Below are 19,053 nucleotides of genomic sequence, written 5' to 3'. Positions count from 1 at the left end.
AAGCCCGCTAAGCTTTCACTTGGCGGGCTTTTTATTGGTGATAAGTCAGTTCTGACTTACTTACCCAGCTTCAAAAAGTCATCCCCCTTGCCAAGTTCCAGCATGCCGGCATTGGAATAGATCCCCAGCTTGGCTCGCGTATCCGTAATGTCCAGATTGCGCATCGTCAGTTGCCCAATGCGGTCCAGCGGCGAGAACGGCGCGTCTTCCACCTTCTCCATGCTCAGGCGCTCAGGCGCGTAGGTCAGGTTGGGCGATTCGGTGTTGAGCAGCGAGTAATCGTTACCGCGGCGCAGTTCCAGCGTGACGGTGCCGGTGATGGCGCTGGCCACCCAGCGCTGGGCGGTTTCGCGCAGCATGATGGCCTGGCTGTCAAACCAGCGGCCCTGGTACAGCAGGCGGCCCAGCTTGCGGCCGTTGTCGCGGTATTGCTCGATGGTGTCTTCGTTGTGGATGCCGGTGACCAGGCGCTCGTAGGCGATGAACAGCAGCGCCAGGCCCGGGGCCTCGTAGATGCCGCGGCTCTTGGCTTCGATGATGCGGTTTTCGATCTGGTCGCTCATGCCCAGGCCGTGGCGGCCGCCGATTTCGTTGGCCTTGAGGATCAGGCTCACCAGGTCGGGGTACTGCACGCCGTTGAGCGCGACGGGGCGGCCTTCTTCAAAGGTGACGCTGACTTCTTCGGCCTTGACGACGCAGTCGTCTTTCCAGAACGGCACGCCCATGATGGGGTTGACGATTTTGATGCCGCTGTTGAGGTTCTCCAGGTCTTTGGCTTCGTGCGTCGCGCCCAGCATGTTGCTGTCGGTGCTGTAGGCCTTCTCTGCGCTCATCTTGTAGCCAAAGCCGTTGGCCGTCATGAATGCGCTCATCTCGGCGCGACCGCCCAGTTCGTCGATGAACTGCTGGTCCAGCCAGGGCTTGTAAATCTTCAGCGCGGGGTTGGTCAGCAGGCCGTAGCGGTAGAAGCGCTCGATGTCGTTGCCCTTGAACGTGGAGCCGTCGCCCCAGATGTTCACGTCGTCCTGCTTCATCGCGGCCACCAGCATGGTGCCGGTCACGGCGCGGCCCAGCGGCGTGGTGTTGAAGTAGGTCACGCCAGCGGTGGTGATGTGGAAAGCGCCGCTTTGCAGCGCGGCAATGCCTTCGGCGGCAAGCTGCGGGCGGCAGTCCACCAGGCGCGCCTTGATGGCGCCGTATTCCATCGCTTTGCGCGGGATCTCGTCGTAGTCGCTCTCGTCGGGCTGGCCCAGGTTGGCGGTGTAGGCGTAGGGCAGGGCGCCCTTCTGCTTCATCCACAACAGTGCGGCGCTGGTGTCCAGGCCGCCGGAGAAGGCGATGCCGACCTTTTGGCCGGCGGGGATGTTTTGCAGAATGGTGTTGGACATATTTGAGGCCTGAATATCGCTGTAAGCCGCGCAGAACTTGCGCAAGCAGCTATGAAAAAAGGAGCGGTTTTTGGTGGGCTTAGGCGCTTTTTAACCGAAGTGGCAAATGTAGTGGTAGCCCTCGGCACTTTCAACGCGGATGTCGAATTTTGAATTGCCGGGAATGCTGAATTTTTCGCCTGCCGTGGACTTGACCCAGGCATCGCTGCCGGCCAGCTTGTACTCGCAGGCACCCGCCACGCATTCCATGATTTCAGGCGCGCCGGTACTGAAGGTCAGGCTGGCAGGCAAGATCACGCCCACCGATTTTTTGGTGCCGTCGGCAAAGGTGATGCCGTGGCTGATGCATTTGCCGTCAAAGTAGACGCTGGCTTTGGTGGCGACGCTGATGTTGTCGATTTTTTCGGTGGTCATGTTTGGGATGGGTAGGCGATGAAAAAGTAGCGGCTGCCGCTTCGGGCCAGGCCGTCATCCCCCGATTTTAGGGCACCCGGCTGCCCGGAGCCTGTTCATCCGGTCCGGGACCGGCGAGTGGGGGTAATCCATGGGGCTGAATCCGTTGCCGGGCTTCAGCCGTACCTTGGTAATGCATGACAATGAGATTCATGAAACCAGAAAGCCCGGATACCCAATTGATCACGCTTATTGACCGTGTCGCTTTGGCCGATGAAAAGGCTTTGCGGGAGTTGTACGAGTTGACCTCGTCCAAACTGTATGGGGTGGCGCTGCGCGTGGTGAGCAAGCGGGAATGGGCCGAGGACGTGCTGCAGGAGGCGTTTATCAATATCTGGCGCATTGCGGGCGATTACAAGTCCTCGCTGTCGCCGCCCATGGCGTGGATGGGGCTGGTGGTGCGCAGCCGGGGGCTGGATTTCCTGCGCCGCCGGGCCTCCGAGCGGGCCGACGTCATGCAGGAGCTGGACGACGTGATTTCGGACACGGTGGCGGGCAACTCGCCCAACCCGATGGATACCGCCCAGGCGAGCGAGCAGGCCTGGGCCCTGCACCAGTGCCTTGGCCGGCTGGAGAACAAGCAACGCGAGGTGGTGAGCCTGGCGTATTTGCGGGACATGAGCCATGGCGAACTGGCGGAACAGCTCAAGTTGCCGCTGGGCACGGTCAAGACCTGGATACGGCGCGGGCTGGAGCAGTTGCGTGCCTGCATGGCGAAGCTGGCATGAAGGGGACTTCCATGAACACTTTTTGGTTTCGTTTGAGCGCCGAAACGCCGGAAGAAGGTAGCGTATGAATTTGACCCAAAACCCCTCGCTGGTCGAGCAGCTTGCGGCCAGCTATGCGCTGGGCACGCTGCGCGGCGGTGCGCGCCGGCGGTTTGAGGCGCTGGCCAGGGAGCACGCCCAGATACGCGCGGCGGCCCTGATCTGGCAGGGGCGGCTCGCCTCGGTGGCGGAACTGCAGCCGCAGGCCGCCCCCAGTCCGGCGGTGTGGAAGCGCATTGAAAACCTCGTCAGGGCCGAAAAAGAGGCCAAAGCCATGCAGGCGGCGCGGGGGGCTGTGACTGCTGTGGCTGCCGGCCCGGGCTGGTGGGCCAGCCTGAACCTGTGGCGAGGCGCAAGCTTTGCCGGTGCTGCAGTTGCGGTCCTGGCTGTCGTTGCCGGGGTCAACCTCAGCAGCACCAACAGCCATCTCGACGGACAGGTTGCGAGCCTGGGCGGACAGGTGAAAGAGTTGTCTGCAAAACTGTCTGCAACGCCGGAAATCCGCTATGTGGCCGTGCTGGCCGACGACAAGTCGGCGGCGTCCATGCTGGTGACGTTTGACCCGAAAAACCAGAGACTGCTGCTCAAGCGGGTAGGGGGCTTCCAGGAGCAGCCGGACAAGTCGCTGCAGCTCTGGGCCTTGCCGCAAACCGGTGCGCCAAAATCCCTGGGGGTGCTGGGCAACGAGCCGGTGGTGCGACTAGCGGCGACCGGCAATGACGTGAGGGAAGTGCCTGCGCTGGCCATCAGTCTGGAGCCCAAAGGCGGTGTGCCTGCGGGGAGCGGGCCCACCGGGCCGGTGCTGTTCAAGGGTGCCTTGATCGAGACCGCTCTCTAAAACAGCTGCTGTCCGGCAGCCGCCAAAGAAAAAGGGTGCATTCAAGCACCCTTTTTTATGTGATTCTCGGCTTTGCCTTTACGCGTCTGCCGTTAGCGCCAGTGGCGATGCCCGCCGCCGTAAAAGCCCCGGCTGTAGCCAAAGTTCAGTGACAGGCCGACGGGCGGGTAGTACGGGGCGTAGTAAGACGGGTAATAGACCGGAGCCGGGTAAGCCACGGGCGCCACCGCCACGGGCTGCACGTAAGTAGCCTGGGGTGCCGGCTGCACATAGGCTGTTTGCGGCTGCGGTGCCACCGCGCCAACCGGGGTGACCTGCAGCCGGACGTACGGGCCGGGATCGTTGACCATCTGCACGTTGTACTGGGTGCCCTGGTATTCGTAGACCACGTTGTAATGGGTGGCCTGGTTCTCGTAGTAGGTCTGCGTGCCGCATTGCTGCACGTTTTGCACCTGGGTATTGGGGCCTTCGAGGCGGTCGCCCACCATGGCGCCACCAACTACGCCGACCACGGTAGCAAGAGCCCTGCCGCCACCGTTGCCGATGGCATTGCCGAGCGCGCCGCCCGCAACTGCGCCAAGGACAGCCCCACCACCGGATTTCGGTGTTTGCACGACCATGGGCTGGTTGTTGCAAACTTGCCGGGGCACAGCGACCTGTTGCACGACAGGGGTGCTGGAGATGACGCGGGCCAGGATGTCGGTTGCAGATGCGTTAAACGACAGCAAACCGGCAGCGGCTGCGGCGGATAAAACAAGTACTTTTTTCATGATTGAAACCTCTTTTCAGTCTTCTGGAACGGCCTTGTTCGGGGTACTCCATTGACACTTCCAGTTTAATGAGTCAGAGCCGTTTCAGGCAGCCAAGTTCAGTAAATCAAGGTAAAGGTGCCGTGCTGCTTGCTTTACAAAGCATGTGCGATGTGCCCCGATGCGTTGTTTAGAGCTGTTCCGCCCAGCTTTTGGCGTCAAATCCGACTGTAATCCGGTTCGCCCACTCCACGACAGGGCGCTTGATAACGCTGGGGTTGGCAAGCATCAGGGCTTGCGCACCGGCGGCGTCTGCGGCGCTGGCCTGGGCTGCGGCGTCAAGCTTGCGCCAGGTTGTGCCCTGGCGGTTAAGCAGCTTGTCCCAGCCGACGGCCTTGCCCCAGGCCGGGAGTTTTTCGCCGGGAACGCCCTGTTTTTTGAAATCATGGAATTCATGCGCCACACCGTGCCCGGTCAGCCAGGCGCGGGCTTTTTTGACGGTGTCGCAGTTGGGAATGCCGTAGACGATGATCATGGGGCAAATTTTGCCATGGATGCCCTGTCCGGGCCGGCGCCGGGCTTGCCAGGTGCCATTCGCTTTCAGGGCGGCAGTATCGTGACCAGCGCACGATACAGATGGCTGGGCGTGATGGGTTTGTGCAACAGCGGGATACCGCTGGCCAACGCTTCGCGCAATCGATCGGGTGCCGTGTCGCCGGTAATCAGCAACGCGGGCAAGTCGCTGCCCAGCAACTCGCGCAGGGCTGCGATGGCTTCCAGGCCGGTGCGTTTCTCGCGCAGGCGGTAGTCGCTGATGACCAGATCCGGGGCGTGGCGGGCTGCCAGCGCCAGGGCCTCTTCAATCGACTCTGCCGCTTCACATTCGCAGCCCCAATCGCGCAGCAGGTGGATCATTGCGGTGCGCACGGTTTCGTCGTCGTCAATGACCAGGGCACGGGCGCCCAGCATCTGGGGTTTGCCGTGCTCCATGGAGACCGGCTCAACCGTCAGGGACGCACTGGCAATTGGCAGGGCCAGCCGGAACACGCTGCCGCGGTGCAGGGTTGATGCCAGCGACAAGTCGTGCCCCAGCGTGCGCGCCAGGCCGTCGGCAATGGCCAGTCCCAGTCCCAGCCCCTTGTGGCGATCCCGCTCCGGATTGCCCAACTGGTGAAATTCACGGAACACCTCGCGTTGCTGCGTTTGTTCTATGCCAATGCCGGTGTCCCATACCTCCAGCACGGCGTGGTCGCCGTGTTTGCGGCAGGCCACCAGCAATCCGCCGCACCTTGTGTAGTTGATGGCGTTGGAGACCAGGTTTCGAAGAATCAGCTCAACCAGCGCCGGGTCGGACAACACGACCAGCGTGTTCTCCCTGGAGCGGTAAGTCAGGCCCCTGGCATCGGCTTGCGGCTCGAACTCCCGCTCGATCTTGTTGAGCAGCGGCTGCAGGCGAAATGCCCGCACCTGCGGTTCAATCACGCCGGCTTCAATGCGCGAAAAATCGAGCAGGGTGTTGAGCATTTCGGCGGACGCTTGGCTGGCACTGCCCACGCAGGCGACGAGTTCGCGCTGGTGCGGGGTCAGTTCCGTGCGTGAGAGCACGTCCAGGAACAGGCCCTGGGCGTGAATCGGCTGGCGCAGGTCATGGCTGGCCGCCGCGAGGAACTTTGATTTGGCAACATTGCCCTGTTCGGCCTGGCGCCGGGCATTTTCGGCGACCAGGGTTTCCTGGCGCAGTTTTTCCATCAGCCCGGTATTTTCGAAGCGCAACTCAATCGTGGTGCGCGCGGCCCGGGCGCTGCTGCGTGCCTGGTCAAACAGCGATACGAGGTACAGCAGGCAGACCAGGCCCAGGGCGTGATAGGCCGGATCACCCATCAGCCACAGCTTCAATGCGACGATGGACACCGCCGGAAACACGAAGGCAATAAATGCAGGCAGCACTGCCGATTGTGTTGACACCGCACCGCCTGCCATGCCGGCCACCACGGCAATGGCCAGGATGCGCCCTGCCAGCGAAGCGGTGTCGAAGGTAATCCAGATCAGGGCGCCCCAGACCAGGCCCGAAATGGCGCGCTGCGCAATGAGTGCCCGGACGATACGATGTGGCTGCCTGGCCAGGATCGCGTCGGGGAGGTGCTTGCGCGCATAGTAAAAGGCATACAGGTTCGCCAGCATGGCTGCGGCGCACCATGTCCGCAGTGCCGTGGCGTTGCTGTCGCTGGACAAGGAAAAGAGCACCAGCACCGCCAGCAGGCAAATAGGAACGACGGTGCTCCCTACATTGCCGAGAACCAGGCGCAGTTGCTCCACCAGAATGCGGCTTTCTGCAAGACGCAGCGGGTTAGCCCTCATGTGGCACGTGCATCTCAGCCAATCAGTCCTTGCTGACGCGCAGCAACCACAGCCTCGGCCCGGCTGACCACCTGAAAGAACTCCAGGATGTCCTGTACATGCCTGCGAACGGTGTTGTTCGAGAGTGCAAGCTGGCGCGCAATGAGTTTGTTGGACAGTCCCTGATGGAGCAGGTCAAGCACGTCACACTGGCGCGGCGTCAGGCGCCGTTCAGCAGGGTGGCTGTCCGCTGGAGACCGCTCGGCAAAGTGGCCGCCCAGAACCTGAACGATGGCCTCAATGATTTTTTCAGCCGTCTCGGCCTTCGACACAAAACCGGCTGCGCCGCGTTCCAGGGCCTGGCGGGTAATCTGCGGCTCATCCAGCGACGACAGCATCAGCACGGGCGTCAGCGGCCATTTGCGTTTGAGCTGTGCAATGCCTTCCATGCCGCTCAAACCGTTGAGCTTGATGTCCAGCAGCACCAGGTCGATCTGGTCCGGCGGGAGGGAGCTTGCTTCGTTGATGGAGCCTGCCTCGATGATTTTTGCATCCGGCATGGCGGCACTGATCACCATGCCCAGTCCCGAGCGAAACATGGCGTGGTCATCGACTAGCAAAATGCGGGGCGCTGGCATGGGAGGGTATTTGAACACGTGGATACGGGTCCGATATGGTCTTTAAGGACCATATGAAATTCCTTTTGCAATCCTTAGACTGCGTGCTGTTTTGCATCAAACCCGGGATTAAAAAATGACTTTCGTTGACGCTGTTTCTACCTGCCTGAAAAAATATGCCGACTTCAGTGGCCGTGCAAGCCGTTCTGAATACTGGTGGTTTGTGCTGTTCTTTACGCTGGTGCTGACCGCCAGCGCGTTTGTGCATGAGTGGGGCGTGCTGGTTGCCCTGCTGGCGCTGATATTGCCGCTCACGGCCGCTGCAACCCGCCGCCTTCATGACACCAACCGTAGCGGCTGGTTTCAGTTGCTCAACCTGGTACCGCTGGGCAATTTGTACGTGCTGTACCTCCATGTCCAGGATGGCATCTCCATCAACAACCGCTTCTGATGGCCGTACTTTCACGCGCCTGAATATCTGTACAAATCCTTAAATACCTGCCATGAAAATTGTTAAACACGTTTTGTTTGCTTCCACACTGGCATCGCTGATGGTGAGCGCTTCCGCGCTTGCCGGCGATGCGGATTTCACCCTGGTCAATCGCACTGGCATCACGCTGCGTGAAATCTACATCTCGCCGGCAAACAGGAACTCATGGGGCAATGACCGCATGGGCGAGGGTGTCCTGGACAACGGCAAATCGCGCCTTTTCAGGTTCTCCGACAAGAGCGCCTGCAAGCAGGACCTGAAAGTGGTTTTTGACGATGACTCGGGTGACGTGGTCTGGAGGAATTTCGACCTTTGCGAAATAGACAAGGTCACCCTCAAATTCAACAAGAGCACCCGTGCGGCTACTGCCGATATTGAATAGCCGGAAACGGACTGGCTGAAGAACACCCATGCGAGGGTGTTTTTTGCTTTTTTTATATTTATGCGGAGGCGATGGCGCGAATACGCAATCCCGGTGTTTCATGCTGCGGCTGGTTTGTGCGCTGGTGCCCGCCTGATCCCGGACCTTTGCATTTTGCTGCCCCAAACGCTGGAAACCGGCGCGGTTCCAGGGGGGGCGTTGACCGCAAAGGCGTCCGGGGTTGATAATTTTTGGATCAAGGGACGGGCTGTGAACCGCTTGAGGCCTGGAGATACCGGACGCGATGTCAGGTTGTCAGGCAGCGGCGACAATACCGGCCTGTATGAAAAATCTTCAAACCCTGGATGACTGGCTGGCTTATTGTGAGCACCTGCACCCGAAAAGCATAGACATGGGACTGGAACGCGTCAAAGCCGTGGCCCAGCGCATGGGGCTGGCGTTCGGTTGTCCCATCATCACCGTGGCCGGCACCAATGGCAAGGGCTCGACCTGCGCGATGCTGGAAGCCATTTTGCTGCAGGCGGGTTACCGCACGGGCGTGTTCACCTCGCCGCACCTGGTGCATTTTGAAGAGCGCTGCCGCATCCGCGGCGACATTGTCAGCGCCGAGCAGTTGTTGCCCTCGTTTGCCAAGGTCGAAGAGGCCCGCAAGACGGGCGGCAGCGAGATAACACTGACCTACTTTGAATTCACCACGCTGGCCATCCTGCAATTGCTGGCGGACGCAAATCTGGATGTAGTGGTGCTTGAAGTTGGTTTGGGCGGACGGCTCGACGCGGTCAACATCCTCGACACCGACTGCGCCGTGATCACCAGCATTGACCTGGACCACATGGAACTGCTGGGCAACGACCGGGAAAGCATAGGCCTTGAGAAAGCCGGCATCATGCGTGCCGGCAAACCGGTGGTGGTGAGCGACCCCGTGCCGCCGCAAAGCATCATTGACCACGCGGCTGCCGTGGGTGCTGATCTGTGGCGTTTTGGCACGGATTTCAATTTTTCAGGCGACAAGCAGCAGTGGGGCTGGGCCGGCCGCGGGCGGCGTTATGCCGGGCTGGCGTATCCGGCGCTGCGCGGCGCCAACCAGCTGGTCAACGCGTCTGGCGTGCTGGCGGCCCTGACCGCGCTGCGCGACAGGCTGCCCGTGACGGCGCAGGCCGTACGCAATGGCCTGTCCATGGTGGAGCTGCCGGGGCGTTTCCAGATCATTCCGGGACAGCCTACGCTGGTGCTGGACGTCGCGCACAACCCGCATTCGGTGGCTGCGCTGACTGAAAACCTCGATGCCATGGGGTTTTACGCCTGTACCCACGCGGTGTTTGGCGCCATGGCAGACAAGGACGTAGCGCCCATGCTGGCGCGGATCGGGCCGCTGGTCGACAAATGGTATTTCACCGACCTGCCCACGCCGAGGGCCGCTACCGGCGAGGCCTTGCAGGAAAAGTGGCAGGCCGTCAAAACCCGCACGGACGTAACAAGCGGCACTTACAAAAGCCCCGAGCTGGCCCTGCAGGCGGCCATAGAGGCTGCAGACCCCGCTGATAGAATTGTCGTGTTCGGCTCCTTCTATACGGTGGGCGGCATTTTGAAGGGCGGCGTACCGCGTCTTTTCGCCAAACACCTTGAAAGCTGAAGCCCTATCGGACGCCTTGTGAAGAGCCAGGCGCGCAGCGAGCCCCAGCCCCCAAGCCAAGCCGACCTACAACCGTCAACAGAGCCCAATCCGCACCATGCCGTTTTTTAACTTCCGCCGGGCCGGCTCGGCGCCTGCCGCCAACGCCGCCTCGGCCACCCAGCCCGAAAGCGTGGAAGTCATCCGCAAACGCGCCAAACACAGGCTGATAGGCGCTGCGGTGCTGGTGCTGGCCGGTGTTGTGGGCTTTCCCCTGTTGTTTGACACCCAGCCCCGGCCGATTGCCGTGGACATTCCCATAGAGATTCCGGGCAAGAACGCCGTCAAACCCCTGATGATGCCGGCCAAACAGGATGCATCTGCACCAGTGCCGGCCCCTGCGGTTGCGGTGGCTCCTGTGCCCGCGCCTGCAGCACCCGCCACGCCGGAAAAGGTCGCTGCCGCGTCCAGTTTGAGCTCCAAAGAAGAGATTTTGACGGAAAAAGTGGCTCAGGCCCCCGTGCAGCCTGCGCAGCCAGCTATCAAAACAGAAGCAAAACCAGCACCCAAACCTGAACCCAGGCCTGCCGCAGCTGTCGATGATGGCGCGCGCGCCAAGGCTTTGCTGAATGGCCAGGCCGTCGCAGCGCCGGCTCCGGCCGCAGCAGAAGGCCGCATGGTGGTGCAGGTTGGCGCATTTGCCGATGTTGCCAAAGCCCGTGAAGCCCGTTTGAAGCTTGAAAAAGCAGGCCTGAAAACCTATACCCAGGTGGCCGAAACCAAGGACGGCAAGCGCATCCGGGTCCGTGTGGGTCCTTTTGCCACCAAGGCCGATGCTGAAAAGGCCGCCAGCAAGATCAAGACCCTTGATTTGCCGGCTGCCATCCTGACCTTGTAAGAACGGTTAATGGACATTCGTGGCGGCCGTTGACTGGATTTTGCTGGGCGTGCTGGTTTTTTCCATGGCGCTGGGCGCATGGCGCGGCCTGGTTTACGAGGTCTTGTCCGTGCTGGGTTGGGCTGTGTCGTTTTACGTGGCGCAATGGTTTGCGCCACAGGTTGCAAGCTGGTTGCCGCTGCAATCTGCCTCCGATCCCGTGCGCTATGCGGCGGCGTTTGTACTGGTTTTTATTGCGGCAGTGTTTGCGGCGGGCTTGCTGGCTTTTTTGCTCAAAAAGCTGGTCGAGGCGATTGGCCTGCGGCCGGTGGACCGCACGCTGGGAGCCGCATTTGGCGTGCTGCGCGGCGTGATTTTGTTGCTGGCAGCCACCGTGGTCATTGACATGACGGCGCTCAAAAGCAGCGACTGGTGGCAGGAGTCCAGGGGGGCCGTGGCATTGACGGCCACGCTCAAGGGCCTGAAGCCCATGCTGCCGGAGCAGTTTGCAAAGTATTTGGATTAGAAATTTTTGGCCTCCACGCTTTTCACTTCGTGCAATGTGTTGATCCCCCGGGGAACGCATTTTTCCCGAAGCGGCCCAGCGGAAAACCTATCAACAGGAAACTAAATTTATGTGTGGAATCGTCGGCGTTGTCAGCAAGGCACCCGTTAACCAGCTGATCTATGACGGCCTGTTGCTGTTGCAACACCGTGGCCAGGACGCGGCGGGCATCGTCACGCAGCTCGGGCGCAAGTTTTACATGCACAAGGCCAAGGGCATGGTGCGTGATGTGTTCCGCACACGCAACATGCGCGCGCTGCCGGGCAACGTGGGCCTGGGCCAGGTGCGTTACCCGACGGCCGGCAATGCCTACAGCGAAGACGAGGCCCAGCCGTTTTATGTCAACGCACCGTTCGGCCTGGTGCTGTCACACAACGGCAACCTGACCAACGCGGCCGAGCTCAAGGCCGAGCTGTTTAACACGGACCATCGCCACATCAATACCGAGAGCGATTCCGAGGTGTTGCTCAACGTGCTGGCGCATGAGCTCGAAAAAACCACGCGCGGCCTGCCGCTCAAACCTGTAGACGTGTTTGCCGCCGTGCGCGGCGTACACAAACGAGTGAAGGGTTCTTATGCCGTGGTGGCACTGATTGCAGGCCATGGCTTGCTGGCATTCCGCGACCCCTTCGGCATTCGCCCGCTGTGTATTGGCCATGGCGAGAACGAAAGCGGCAAAACCGTCATGGTGGCCAGCGAATCGGTGGCGCTTGAGGGCACCTCGCACCAGTTCGAGCGCGACATCGCACCGGGTGAAGCGGTGTTTGTGGACATGGATGGCGTGGTGCATGCCGAGCAGTGCGCACCGAACGCAAAACTCAATCCCTGCATTTTTGAGTTTGTGTACCTCGCGCGGCCTGACTCCGTGCTCGACGGCATTTCGGTCTACCAGGCACGCCTGAACCTGGGTGAAACACTGGCCAAACGTGTGGTCTCCACCGTGCCGCCCAGCGAGATCGATGTGATCATCCCCATCCCTGAATCCAGCCGCCCCAGCGCCACGCAACTGGCGCATTTGCTGGGCATTCCCTACCGCGAAGGCTTTGTCAAAAACCGCTACGTCGGCCGTACTTTCATCATGCCGGGGCAGGGCGTGCGCAAAAAATCCGTGCGCCAGAAGCTCAACGTGATTGCCAGCGAGTTCAAGGGCCGCAATGTGCTGCTGGTGGATGACTCCATCGTGCGCGGCACCACCAGCCGCGAGATCGTGCAGATGGCACGTGATGCCGGTGCGCGCAAGGTTTACCTGGCCAGCGCAGCGCCGCCGGTGCGTTATCCCAATGTCTACGGCATCGACATGCCCACTTCAAGCGAGCTGGTGGCGCACGACCGCACAGTGGAAGAAATCCGCCAGGTGATTGGCTGCGATGCGCTGATTTACCAGGATGTCGAAAGCATGAAGCGGGCGATAGGCTCGCTCAACACCAAACTCGACGGTTTTGATGCCTCCTGCTTTGACGGCGTTTACATCACCGGCGACATCACGCCGGAAACCATTGCCAAAATGAATGAACAACGGGTTGACAGCAGCGAGGAGGGCGAGGTCGATGTATCGCGCCTGGCACTGCCCAACCCCCAAGAGGTTTGATGTGACTGCCCAAAAATTACCTGACAACCTGCACCGCGATACGCTGGCGGTGCGTGTGGGGCTGGAGCGCAGCCAGTACGGCGAAAACTCCGAAGCGCTGTACCTGACCAGCGGCTTTGTGCAGCCCGATGCTGAAACCTCGGCACACCGTTTTTCCGGAGCCGAAGAAGGTTTTACCTACTCCCGCACCTCGAACCCGACCGTGAGCAGTTTCGAGCAGCGGCTGGCCGCGCTGGAAGGCACGGAAGCCGCCATTGCAGCGTCCAGCGGCATGGGCGCCATCCTGATGATGGGCATGGGCCTGCTCAGGGCGGGCGACCATGTGGTGTGTTCGCAGTCGGTGTTCGGCTCGACGCTGAACCTGTTCGGCAAGGAGTTCGCCAAGTTTGGTGTTGAAACCAGCTTTGTGTCGCAAACCGACCTGGCGCAATGGCGCGCGGCCATGCGGCCCAACACCAAGCTCCTGTTTGCCGAAACCCCGACCAACCCGCTGACCGAGGTCTGCGACATACGTGCGCTGGCCGACATCGCCCATGCGGGCGGTGCGCTGCTTGCCGTTGACAATTGTTTCTGCTCGCCGGCCTTGCAGCGGCCGACCGAGCTGGGTGCCGATCTGGTGATCCATTCGGGCACCAAATACCTGGACGGGCAGGGCCGCGTCATGGCCGGTGCGATTTGCGGGCCGTCCAAACTGATCGTGGAAGTGTTCGGCCCCATCGTGCGCACCGCCGGCATGGTGCTGGCACCATTTAATGCGTGGGTTGTGCTCAAAGGCATGGAAACACTGCGTATCCGTATGCAGGCCCAAAGCGCCAGCGCGCTGGCGATTGCGCAATGGCTGGAGGCTCACCCCGCAGTGGCTCGTGTGTATTACCCGGGCCTGCCATCGCACCCCCAGCACGAACTGGCCATGCGCCAGCAGTCTGGCCTGGGTGGCGCCGTGGTGTCTTTCGACGTCCGCGGCAGCGACCCCGGGACCCTGCGCGCCAACGCCTTTCACGTGATCAACAGCACGCAGGTGGTCAGCATCGCCACCAACCTGGGTGACACCAAGTCCATCATCACGCACCCGGGAACCACCTCCCATGGCCGGCTCACCGAAGCACAGCGCCAGGCGGCCGGCATCGGCCAGGGTCTGATCCGTTTTGCGGTCGGGCTGGAACATATTGACGATTTGAAAGCCGACCTCGCACGGGGTCTGGAAACGCTGGCATGACACAAAAAACACGTACCCGGTTCGCCCCTTCCCCCACGGGCTTTATCCACCTCGGCAACATCCGCTCGGCCCTGTATCCCTGGGCGTTTGCGCGGGCCACGGGTGGTGACTTCATTCTGCGCATTGAAGACACCGATGTGGAGCGCTCGACGCAGGCTTCTGTTGATGTGATCATTGAAGGCATGCGCTGGCTGGGCCTGGACCATGATGAAGGCCCGTTCTACCAGATGCAGCGCATGGACCGTTACAAGGCCGTGCTGGCCGATTTGCAGGCTGCTGGTCATGTCTACCCTTGTTACATGAGTGTGGCGGAGCTTGATGCTTTGCGTGAGCAGCAGATGGCCAACAAGGAAAAGCCACGTTACGACGGCACCTGGCGGCCTGAGCCGGGCAAGGCATTGCCGCCTGTGCCGGCAGGCGTGCAGCCCGTGCTGCGTTTCAAGAACCCGCAAGGCGGCTCGGTAGTCTGGGACGACAAGGTCAAGGGCCGTATCGAGATCAGCAACGACGAGCTGGATGACCTCGTCATCGCGCGGCCGGACGGCACACCGACCTACAACTTCTGCGTGGTAGTCGATGATGTGGACATGGCCATCACGCATGTCATCCGTGGCGACGACCACGTCAACAACACGCCGCGCCAGATCAATATCTTTCGCGCGTTGGGCAAGGATGTGCCGGTCTACGCGCACCTGCCTACCGTGCTGAACGAGCAGGGCGAGAAAATGAGCAAGCGAAATGGCGCCAAGGCCGTGACGCAATACGCTGCCGAAGGCTACCTGCCCGACGCCATGGTGAACTACCTTGCGCGGCTGGGCTGGAGCCATGGCGACGACGAGATTTTCACGCGTGAACAATTCGTGCAATGGTTCAACCTTGACCATCTCGGCAAGAGCGCCGCGCAGTTCGACGAAGCTAAGCTTCGCTGGGTAAACGCGCAGCACCTCAAGGCGATGGGCGACGAAGCGCTGGCCGGGCTGGTGCAGCCTTTCCTGGCGGAAAAAGGTGTGGCAGGCCTGGACACTGCGCGTATCGTGCGCGGTTGCGGCCTGTTCAAGGACCGCTGCAGCACGCTGGTGGAGCTGGCCGGCTGGCTCCAGTTGCTGGTGACGGGTGGGCAACCCAGTGCAGAAGATATCAGCACGCATGTGACCGAGGCCGTGCGCCCGGCGTTGGCCAAACTGTCCGACGCATTGGCAGGCTGCGAGTGGAACAAGCCTGCCATTGCAGCAGCCATCAAGCAGGTGTTGGCCGAGACCGGCCTGAAGATGCCGCAACTGGCCATGCCAGTGCGTGTGCTGGTCATGGGCACGCCGCAAACGCCTTCGCTGGATGCGATTCTCGAGCTGATGAAACGGGAAGATGTGCTTGCCCGATTAAAGTTGAATTGAAAATTTGAAAGTACCCCGATTTTCGAGCTATAATTTGAAGCTCGACAAATGCAGGGTAACTTGCAGTGTTTGGGGGTATAGCTCAGCTGGGAGAGCGCTTGCATGGCATGCAAGAGGTCAGCGGTTCGATCCCGCTTACCTCCACCAAAAATTGTCGCGAAGGATTTAGTAGAGTTTTTTTGTCAGGCCATTGTGTAAAAGCAGCAGGCTTGTCCGGAAAGTTCCAAGGCTTTGACCCCATCGTCTAGAGGCCTAGGACACTACCCTTTCACGGTAGGTACCGGGGTTCGAATCCCCGTGGGGTCGCCAGCATTCACTGCGTCATGCTCAGTGCAGAAGGCAACAAGTCGTTAGCACTTGGTTCAACAGTGAAAACTGGAGAGCAAACGCTATCTACCAGGAGTGGTAGTTCAGTTGGTTAGAATACCGGCCTGTCACGCCGGGGGTCGCGGGTTCGAGTCCCGTCCACTCCGCCATAGCTATAGGAAAAACGCGGCTTCGAGCCGCGTTTTTGCTTTCTAGCCATAGTTCTATCTACAAGATGCTTTTCGCTGTCTTGTGCGTTCCTGAACATGTTCTTGCTGACTAACGCACTCCCAAACAACCGGATCAGGCGGTCCATGGGGAGTACCGCAATTCATTCACAGTAGTTTCCGCGATCTTCGGTGAGTTCAATGACCGCGTCGCGTGGACGCGCTTGAGCGGCAATCCCTTCAATGTTGATTTCAGCGCATACGTGGCCCATTTTTCCACTAACGCTTGATCCACCCATATTCCAGAGCACGCGCCTCCATTCCAATGCGCCATTGCGCAAAAGAGGGTCAACTCTTGCTTGGAAAATGGGGCAAGCGTGCGTGGAAATCTACAGGGTGGGTGGTGGTGGGCGCTGTGCGCTGTGCGCTGACCTCTACCGGGTTTCAAGACCTTCGAAGCATGTGCTGAGCACCAGGGCAATAATTTCATCGTTGCTGTACAACTCGCCCATTTTCAGAAATTCCAGCACCGGGTCGCAGGCGCGGGCGTACAGGGTGTACAGCACGGCAATGGGTGGAAGCTTGGGATTGATTGCGCCTTGCGTCTGTGCCGCCTCAATCCAGGCACCCAGGCGGTCGCTCACGTCCATCAGCCCGTCCATATAGTCTGTGTTGCCCATCAGCGTGATGCGCAGGCTGGAATTCTGGCTGGGCAACGAAGGCATTTCACCCGCCAGCTTCAGGCCCATGGTCCAGGTCACCACGCTACGCAGCTTGTCCATGGCGGACGCCTCGGCGGGCAATGCGTTCAAAAAAGCCTGTGCCCGGCGCATGACCGACACCATGGCCGCCGCTGCCAGGTCTTCCTTGCTGGGGAAGTGTTTGTACAGGCTGGCCTTGGCAATACCTACGTCGGCAGCCACTTCGTCCACCGTCATGGCTTCAAAGCCTTTTTCAGCCAGCAAGCGGTTAACGGACTGGATGATCGCGTCCTCACGCGCTAACAGCATTTGTGCTTTGAAAGAAACCTTGGTGGGAATAGTGCTGACCATGGGTGAATTGTAGCTGCCTGAGTTTTTAAACAGAATAATTTGGATTTATAAAAACTAAACGGTATTATTAAATACCAATAAGTATAGAATTGATCTGAATAATCCAAAGGAGTGCATGTGTCGATCAAAGTGGCCATCGTGGGTTCGGGTATTGCAGGCTTGGCGGCAGCCCATGCCCTGAGAGGCAAGGCGAACATCACGCTGCTGGAGGCTGGCGATTATTTTGGCGGCCACACCCACACTGTGGATGTGACGCTTCCTACGCCGCACGGCGATGTCACCCACGGGGTGGACACCGGATTTCTGGTCCTGAACGAGCGTACCTATCCGCAACTGATGGCGCTGTTCGCCGAGCTGAATGTGGCAAGCGCCCTGTCCGATATGTCGTTTTCGGTGCAGGCCCATGATTTCGCGAATGCACGCGCCATGGAGTGGAGCGGCTCCAGCCTGAACACCGTGTTTGCGCAACGTAGCAATCTGGCCAACCCGCGTTTTTGGGGCATGTTGCGCGACTTGCTGCGTTTTAACGCCCTGGCCACCCGCCTGGCCCTAAGCGGAACCGACGCGCAACTGCGCCAACCTCTGGGGGATTTTCTGCGCGAGCAGGGCTTTGGCACGGCGTTTTGCGACTGGTATTTCTTGCCCATGATGGCCTGCATCTGGAGCTGTCCCACCGCGCAGATGCTGCAGTTCCCGGTCTCCACCATGGTGCGCTTTTGCCACAACCACGGCCTGCTGCAAATCACCAATCGTCCCCAGTGGTGGACCGTGCAGGGCGGGGCCAGGCACTATGTTGAAAAAATCACCGCAGGCATTGCGGACAAGCGCCTGAACACCCCCGTGCGCCGGATCGAACACCTGGACAAGGCGCCCAACGGCAAAGGCAGCGTGTGCATTCACACCGACACAGGCCTTGAGCTGTTTGACAGGGTCATCATCGCCACCCATGCCGACCAGGCCCTGCGCCTGCTGGCCGAGCCAACGGCGCAGGAGCGCGAAATTCTGGGGGCCATTCGCTACCAGGCCAACAAGGCCGTGCTGCACACCGATGCCTCGGTCTTGCCGACGCGCAAGGCGGCATGGGCGGCATGGAACTATGAGCGCGCGGCCGTCCCCGGGCAGGAGGGGGCGCAGGTGTGCCTGCACTACCTGATCAACCGCTTGCAACCGCTCCCCTGGGCGCAACCCGTGCTTGTATCTTTGAACCCGGTGCGCCCCATCGGACAGGGCAAGATCATCGGCGAATACGACTACGCTCACCCGGTGTTTGATCTGAACGCCGTAGCGGCACAAACACACCTGCCCGCACTGCAAGGCAAGAACAAGCGCTACTTTGCGGGCGCATGGATGGGCTATGGTTTCCATGAAGATGGGCTCAAGGCTGGGCTGGCTGCCGCAGCGCAGTTGTTGGCAGACACATGAGCCACCCTGTACCGCTCATTGGTTTTGGCCAGGTGCGCCACAGCCGGCTGCGCCCGCAGCGCCACGCGTTTTCCTATCCCACCTACTTCCTGATGCTGCCGCTGCGCAGTTTGCAAAAGCAAGCGCCCCAGCCCGGCCAGTGGCGCATCAACCGTTGGGGCTTGTTGAGTTTTTTCGAGGTCGACCATGGTGATGGACGCACGCCGGAACAAGGCGGCGCCATGGCCTGGCTGGACGAACTGTTGCAGCGCGAAGGCATTCATGACGCGACGGGCGAAGCTTGGTTGCACACCTACCCGCGCGTGCTGGGCTACACCTTCAAACCGGTGAGCTTCTGGTATTGCCACCGCGCCGCAAACGACCAGGGCGGAGCGCTGCGTGCCATCGTGGTGGAAGTGAACAACACCTTTGGCGAGCGGCACTGCTATGTGCTGGACAGCCCACGCTACGGGATAGAACAGCGCGCAGACAAGGTGTTTCATGTATCGCCCTTCAACCCGGTGCAGGGTCACTACCGCTTTCGCTTTATGCGCAGCGAACAAGGCGACCAGGCGCGCACGGTGGCTTGCGTGGACTTTTACGACGACACCAGCGCCGACGCTGCTGTACTGCAAACCAGTGTGAGCGGCACGCTGCAGCCCATCGCGTCTGCGGTCTTGCGCCGCGCGCTGTGGCGCTACCCGGCGATGACGCTGGGTGTGGTGATGCACATCCATACCCAGGCCTTGCGCCTGTGGCTGAAAAAAGTACCCTTTTTTCGCAAACCAGCACCGCCACAAGCCTTTGTCTCGCGCTAGATCTCACCGCCCAAGCCCAGCCCAGTACATACGCCCGCT

Annotated in this window: 19 protein-coding genes and 3 tRNA genes; 15 read left to right on the top strand and 7 right to left on the bottom strand. The window is 60.5% G+C overall.

From position 1 onward, the window contains the following. Positions 1-56: 56 nt before the first annotated feature. Positions 57-1,388, bottom strand: coding sequence for an argininosuccinate synthase (gene argG / locus ACFQND_RS20225; RefSeq protein ID WP_371438186.1), 1,332 nt, complete (start codon positions 1,386-1,388; stop codon positions 57-59). 90 nt (positions 1,389-1,478) lie between these two features. Beyond that, complete coding sequence (ppnP, locus tag ACFQND_RS20220; protein WP_371438185.1) at positions 1,479-1,802, bottom strand: pyrimidine/purine nucleoside phosphorylase; 324 nt, start codon at positions 1,800-1,802, stop codon at positions 1,479-1,481. 191 nt (positions 1,803-1,993) lie between these two features. Between ppnP and ACFQND_RS20215 the strand changes: the two genes are divergently transcribed. Both ACFQND_RS20215 and ACFQND_RS20210 read left to right on the top strand, forming a co-directional pair. Further along, a complete protein-coding gene (locus ACFQND_RS20215; protein ID WP_371438184.1) occupies positions 1,994-2,569 on the top strand; it encodes an RNA polymerase sigma factor in 576 nt (191 codons plus the stop codon). Between the two features lie 64 nt (positions 2,570-2,633). Then, positions 2,634-3,446: an anti-sigma factor gene (locus ACFQND_RS20210; protein ID WP_371438183.1), complete on the top strand. Its 813-nt coding sequence runs from the start codon at positions 2,634-2,636 to the stop codon at positions 3,444-3,446. Between the two features lie 92 nt (positions 3,447-3,538). Here the strand turns inward: ACFQND_RS20210 and ACFQND_RS20205 are convergent, their stop codons facing one another. From ACFQND_RS20205 to ACFQND_RS20190, 4 genes are all read right to left on the bottom strand, one after another. After that, positions 3,539-4,216, bottom strand: a complete 678-nt coding sequence (locus tag ACFQND_RS20205; RefSeq protein WP_371438182.1) for a glycine zipper 2TM domain-containing protein — start codon at positions 4,214-4,216, stop codon at positions 3,539-3,541. Between the two features lie 169 nt (positions 4,217-4,385). After that, positions 4,386-4,730 carry an arsenate reductase gene (locus tag ACFQND_RS20200; RefSeq protein WP_371438181.1) on the bottom strand — a complete coding sequence of 115 codons (345 nt, stop codon included), beginning with the start codon at positions 4,728-4,730 and terminating at the stop codon, positions 4,386-4,388. Positions 4,731-4,795: 65 nt separating this feature from the next. Continuing rightward, the gene (locus ACFQND_RS20195) at positions 4,796-6,553 is read right to left on the bottom strand and encodes an ATP-binding response regulator (RefSeq protein WP_371438180.1); all 1,758 of its coding nucleotides are present in this window, start codon (positions 6,551-6,553) and stop codon (positions 4,796-4,798) included. Between the two features lie 14 nt (positions 6,554-6,567). Further along, a complete protein-coding gene (locus ACFQND_RS20190; protein ID WP_371438179.1) occupies positions 6,568-7,170 on the bottom strand; it encodes a response regulator in 603 nt (200 codons plus the stop codon). A gap of 115 nt (positions 7,171-7,285) precedes the next feature. Here ACFQND_RS20190 and ACFQND_RS20185 point away from each other — a divergent pair, with 115 nt between their 5' ends. The 11 genes from ACFQND_RS20185 to ACFQND_RS20135 all read left to right on the top strand — a co-directional run bounded on the left by ACFQND_RS20185 (position 7,286) and on the right by ACFQND_RS20135 (position 15,746). Then, positions 7,286-7,600 (top strand): DUF805 domain-containing protein, encoded by a 315-nt coding sequence (locus ACFQND_RS20185; protein ID WP_371438178.1) that lies wholly within the window; start codon positions 7,286-7,288, stop codon positions 7,598-7,600. 52 nt (positions 7,601-7,652) lie between these two features. Further along, positions 7,653-8,021 carry a hypothetical protein gene (locus ACFQND_RS20180; RefSeq protein WP_371438177.1) on the top strand — a complete coding sequence of 123 codons (369 nt, stop codon included), beginning with the start codon at positions 7,653-7,655 and terminating at the stop codon, positions 8,019-8,021. A 322-nt stretch (positions 8,022-8,343) separates the two neighbouring features. Beyond that, on the top strand, positions 8,344-9,654 hold the full coding sequence (gene folC, locus ACFQND_RS20175) for a bifunctional tetrahydrofolate synthase/dihydrofolate synthase (protein ID WP_371438176.1): 1,311 nt from the start codon (positions 8,344-8,346) through the stop codon (positions 9,652-9,654). Between the two features lie 97 nt (positions 9,655-9,751). After that, positions 9,752-10,531, top strand: a complete 780-nt coding sequence (locus ACFQND_RS20170; protein WP_371438175.1) for an SPOR domain-containing protein — start codon at positions 9,752-9,754, stop codon at positions 10,529-10,531. 19 nt (positions 10,532-10,550) lie between these two features. Continuing rightward, positions 10,551-11,036, top strand: a complete 486-nt coding sequence (locus ACFQND_RS20165; RefSeq protein WP_371438174.1) for a CvpA family protein — start codon at positions 10,551-10,553, stop codon at positions 11,034-11,036. Positions 11,037-11,145: 109 nt separating this feature from the next. Continuing rightward, entirely contained in the window at positions 11,146-12,663 is a 1,518-nt protein-coding gene (gene purF / locus ACFQND_RS20160) for an amidophosphoribosyltransferase (protein WP_371438173.1), read from the top strand. Continuing rightward, a complete protein-coding gene (locus ACFQND_RS20155) occupies positions 12,623-13,879 on the top strand; it encodes an O-succinylhomoserine sulfhydrylase (protein WP_371438172.1) in 1,257 nt (418 codons plus the stop codon). Before purF ends, ACFQND_RS20155 begins: the two co-directional genes overlap by 41 nt. Continuing rightward, entirely contained in the window at positions 13,876-15,270 is a 1,395-nt protein-coding gene (gltX, locus tag ACFQND_RS20150; protein ID WP_371438171.1) for a glutamate--tRNA ligase, read from the top strand. The genes ACFQND_RS20155 and gltX overlap by 4 nt, the downstream gene beginning before the upstream one ends. A 71-nt stretch (positions 15,271-15,341) precedes the next feature. Then, a tRNA-Ala gene (locus tag ACFQND_RS20145) sits at positions 15,342-15,417 on the top strand. An 86-nt stretch (positions 15,418-15,503) separates the two neighbouring features. After that, a tRNA-Glu gene (locus ACFQND_RS20140) sits at positions 15,504-15,579 on the top strand. Between the two features lie 90 nt (positions 15,580-15,669). Continuing rightward, a tRNA-Asp gene (locus ACFQND_RS20135) sits at positions 15,670-15,746 on the top strand. A gap of 431 nt (positions 15,747-16,177) precedes the next feature. Here the strand turns inward: ACFQND_RS20135 and ACFQND_RS20130 are convergent. Then, positions 16,178-16,795: a TetR/AcrR family transcriptional regulator gene (locus tag ACFQND_RS20130; RefSeq protein WP_371438170.1), complete on the bottom strand. Its 618-nt coding sequence runs from the start codon at positions 16,793-16,795 to the stop codon at positions 16,178-16,180. A gap of 123 nt (positions 16,796-16,918) precedes the next feature. Between ACFQND_RS20130 and ACFQND_RS20125 the strand changes: the two genes are divergently transcribed. After that, the gene (locus ACFQND_RS20125; RefSeq protein WP_371438229.1) at positions 16,919-18,217 is read left to right on the top strand and encodes an NAD(P)/FAD-dependent oxidoreductase; all 1,299 of its coding nucleotides are present in this window, start codon (positions 16,919-16,921) and stop codon (positions 18,215-18,217) included. Next, positions 18,214-19,014, top strand: coding sequence for a DUF1365 domain-containing protein (locus ACFQND_RS20120; RefSeq protein ID WP_371438169.1), 801 nt, complete (start codon positions 18,214-18,216; stop codon positions 19,012-19,014). The genes ACFQND_RS20125 and ACFQND_RS20120 overlap by 4 nt, the downstream gene beginning before the upstream one ends. Positions 19,015-19,053: the final 39 nt, after the last annotated feature.

This window comes from Polaromonas aquatica (genome assembly GCF_042659145.1).
Classification (GTDB): Bacteria; Pseudomonadota; Gammaproteobacteria; order Burkholderiales; family Burkholderiaceae_C; genus Polaromonas; species Polaromonas aquatica.
Note: the sequence above shows the minus strand (reverse complement) of the source record. Positions and strands in the feature narration are given on the sequence as shown.

Bases quoted from the DNA above. Each gene is read 5' to 3' on its own strand.
- argG (WP_371438186.1), bottom strand. From the start codon at position 1,388: ATGTCCAACACCATTCTGCAAAACATCCCCGCCGGCCAAAAGGTCGGC.
- ppnP (WP_371438185.1), bottom strand. From the start codon at position 1,802: ATGACCACCGAAAAAATCGACAACATCAGCGTCGCCACCAAAGCCAGC.
- ACFQND_RS20215 (WP_371438184.1), top strand. From the start codon at position 1,994: ATGAAACCAGAAAGCCCGGATACCCAATTGATCACGCTTATTGACCGT.
- ACFQND_RS20210 (WP_371438183.1), top strand. From the start codon at position 2,634: ATGAATTTGACCCAAAACCCCTCGCTGGTCGAGCAGCTTGCGGCCAGC.
- ACFQND_RS20205 (WP_371438182.1), bottom strand. From the start codon at position 4,216: ATGAAAAAAGTACTTGTTTTATCCGCCGCAGCCGCTGCCGGTTTGCTG.
- ACFQND_RS20200 (WP_371438181.1), bottom strand. From the start codon at position 4,730: ATGATCATCGTCTACGGCATTCCCAACTGCGACACCGTCAAAAAAGCC.
- ACFQND_RS20195 (WP_371438180.1), bottom strand. From the start codon at position 6,553: ATGAGGGCTAACCCGCTGCGTCTTGCAGAAAGCCGCATTCTGGTGGAG.
- ACFQND_RS20190 (WP_371438179.1), bottom strand. From the start codon at position 7,170: ATGCCAGCGCCCCGCATTTTGCTAGTCGATGACCACGCCATGTTTCGC.
- ACFQND_RS20185 (WP_371438178.1), top strand. From the start codon at position 7,286: ATGACTTTCGTTGACGCTGTTTCTACCTGCCTGAAAAAATATGCCGAC.
- ACFQND_RS20180 (WP_371438177.1), top strand. From the start codon at position 7,653: ATGAAAATTGTTAAACACGTTTTGTTTGCTTCCACACTGGCATCGCTG.
- folC (WP_371438176.1), top strand. From the start codon at position 8,344: ATGAAAAATCTTCAAACCCTGGATGACTGGCTGGCTTATTGTGAGCAC.
- ACFQND_RS20170 (WP_371438175.1), top strand. From the start codon at position 9,752: ATGCCGTTTTTTAACTTCCGCCGGGCCGGCTCGGCGCCTGCCGCCAAC.
- purF (WP_371438173.1), top strand. From the start codon at position 11,146: ATGTGTGGAATCGTCGGCGTTGTCAGCAAGGCACCCGTTAACCAGCTG.
- ACFQND_RS20155 (WP_371438172.1), top strand. From the start codon at position 12,623: ATGTATCGCGCCTGGCACTGCCCAACCCCCAAGAGGTTTGATGTGACT.
- gltX (WP_371438171.1), top strand. From the start codon at position 13,876: ATGACACAAAAAACACGTACCCGGTTCGCCCCTTCCCCCACGGGCTTT.
- ACFQND_RS20130 (WP_371438170.1), bottom strand. From the start codon at position 16,795: ATGGTCAGCACTATTCCCACCAAGGTTTCTTTCAAAGCACAAATGCTG.
- ACFQND_RS20120 (WP_371438169.1), top strand. From the start codon at position 18,214: ATGAGCCACCCTGTACCGCTCATTGGTTTTGGCCAGGTGCGCCACAGC.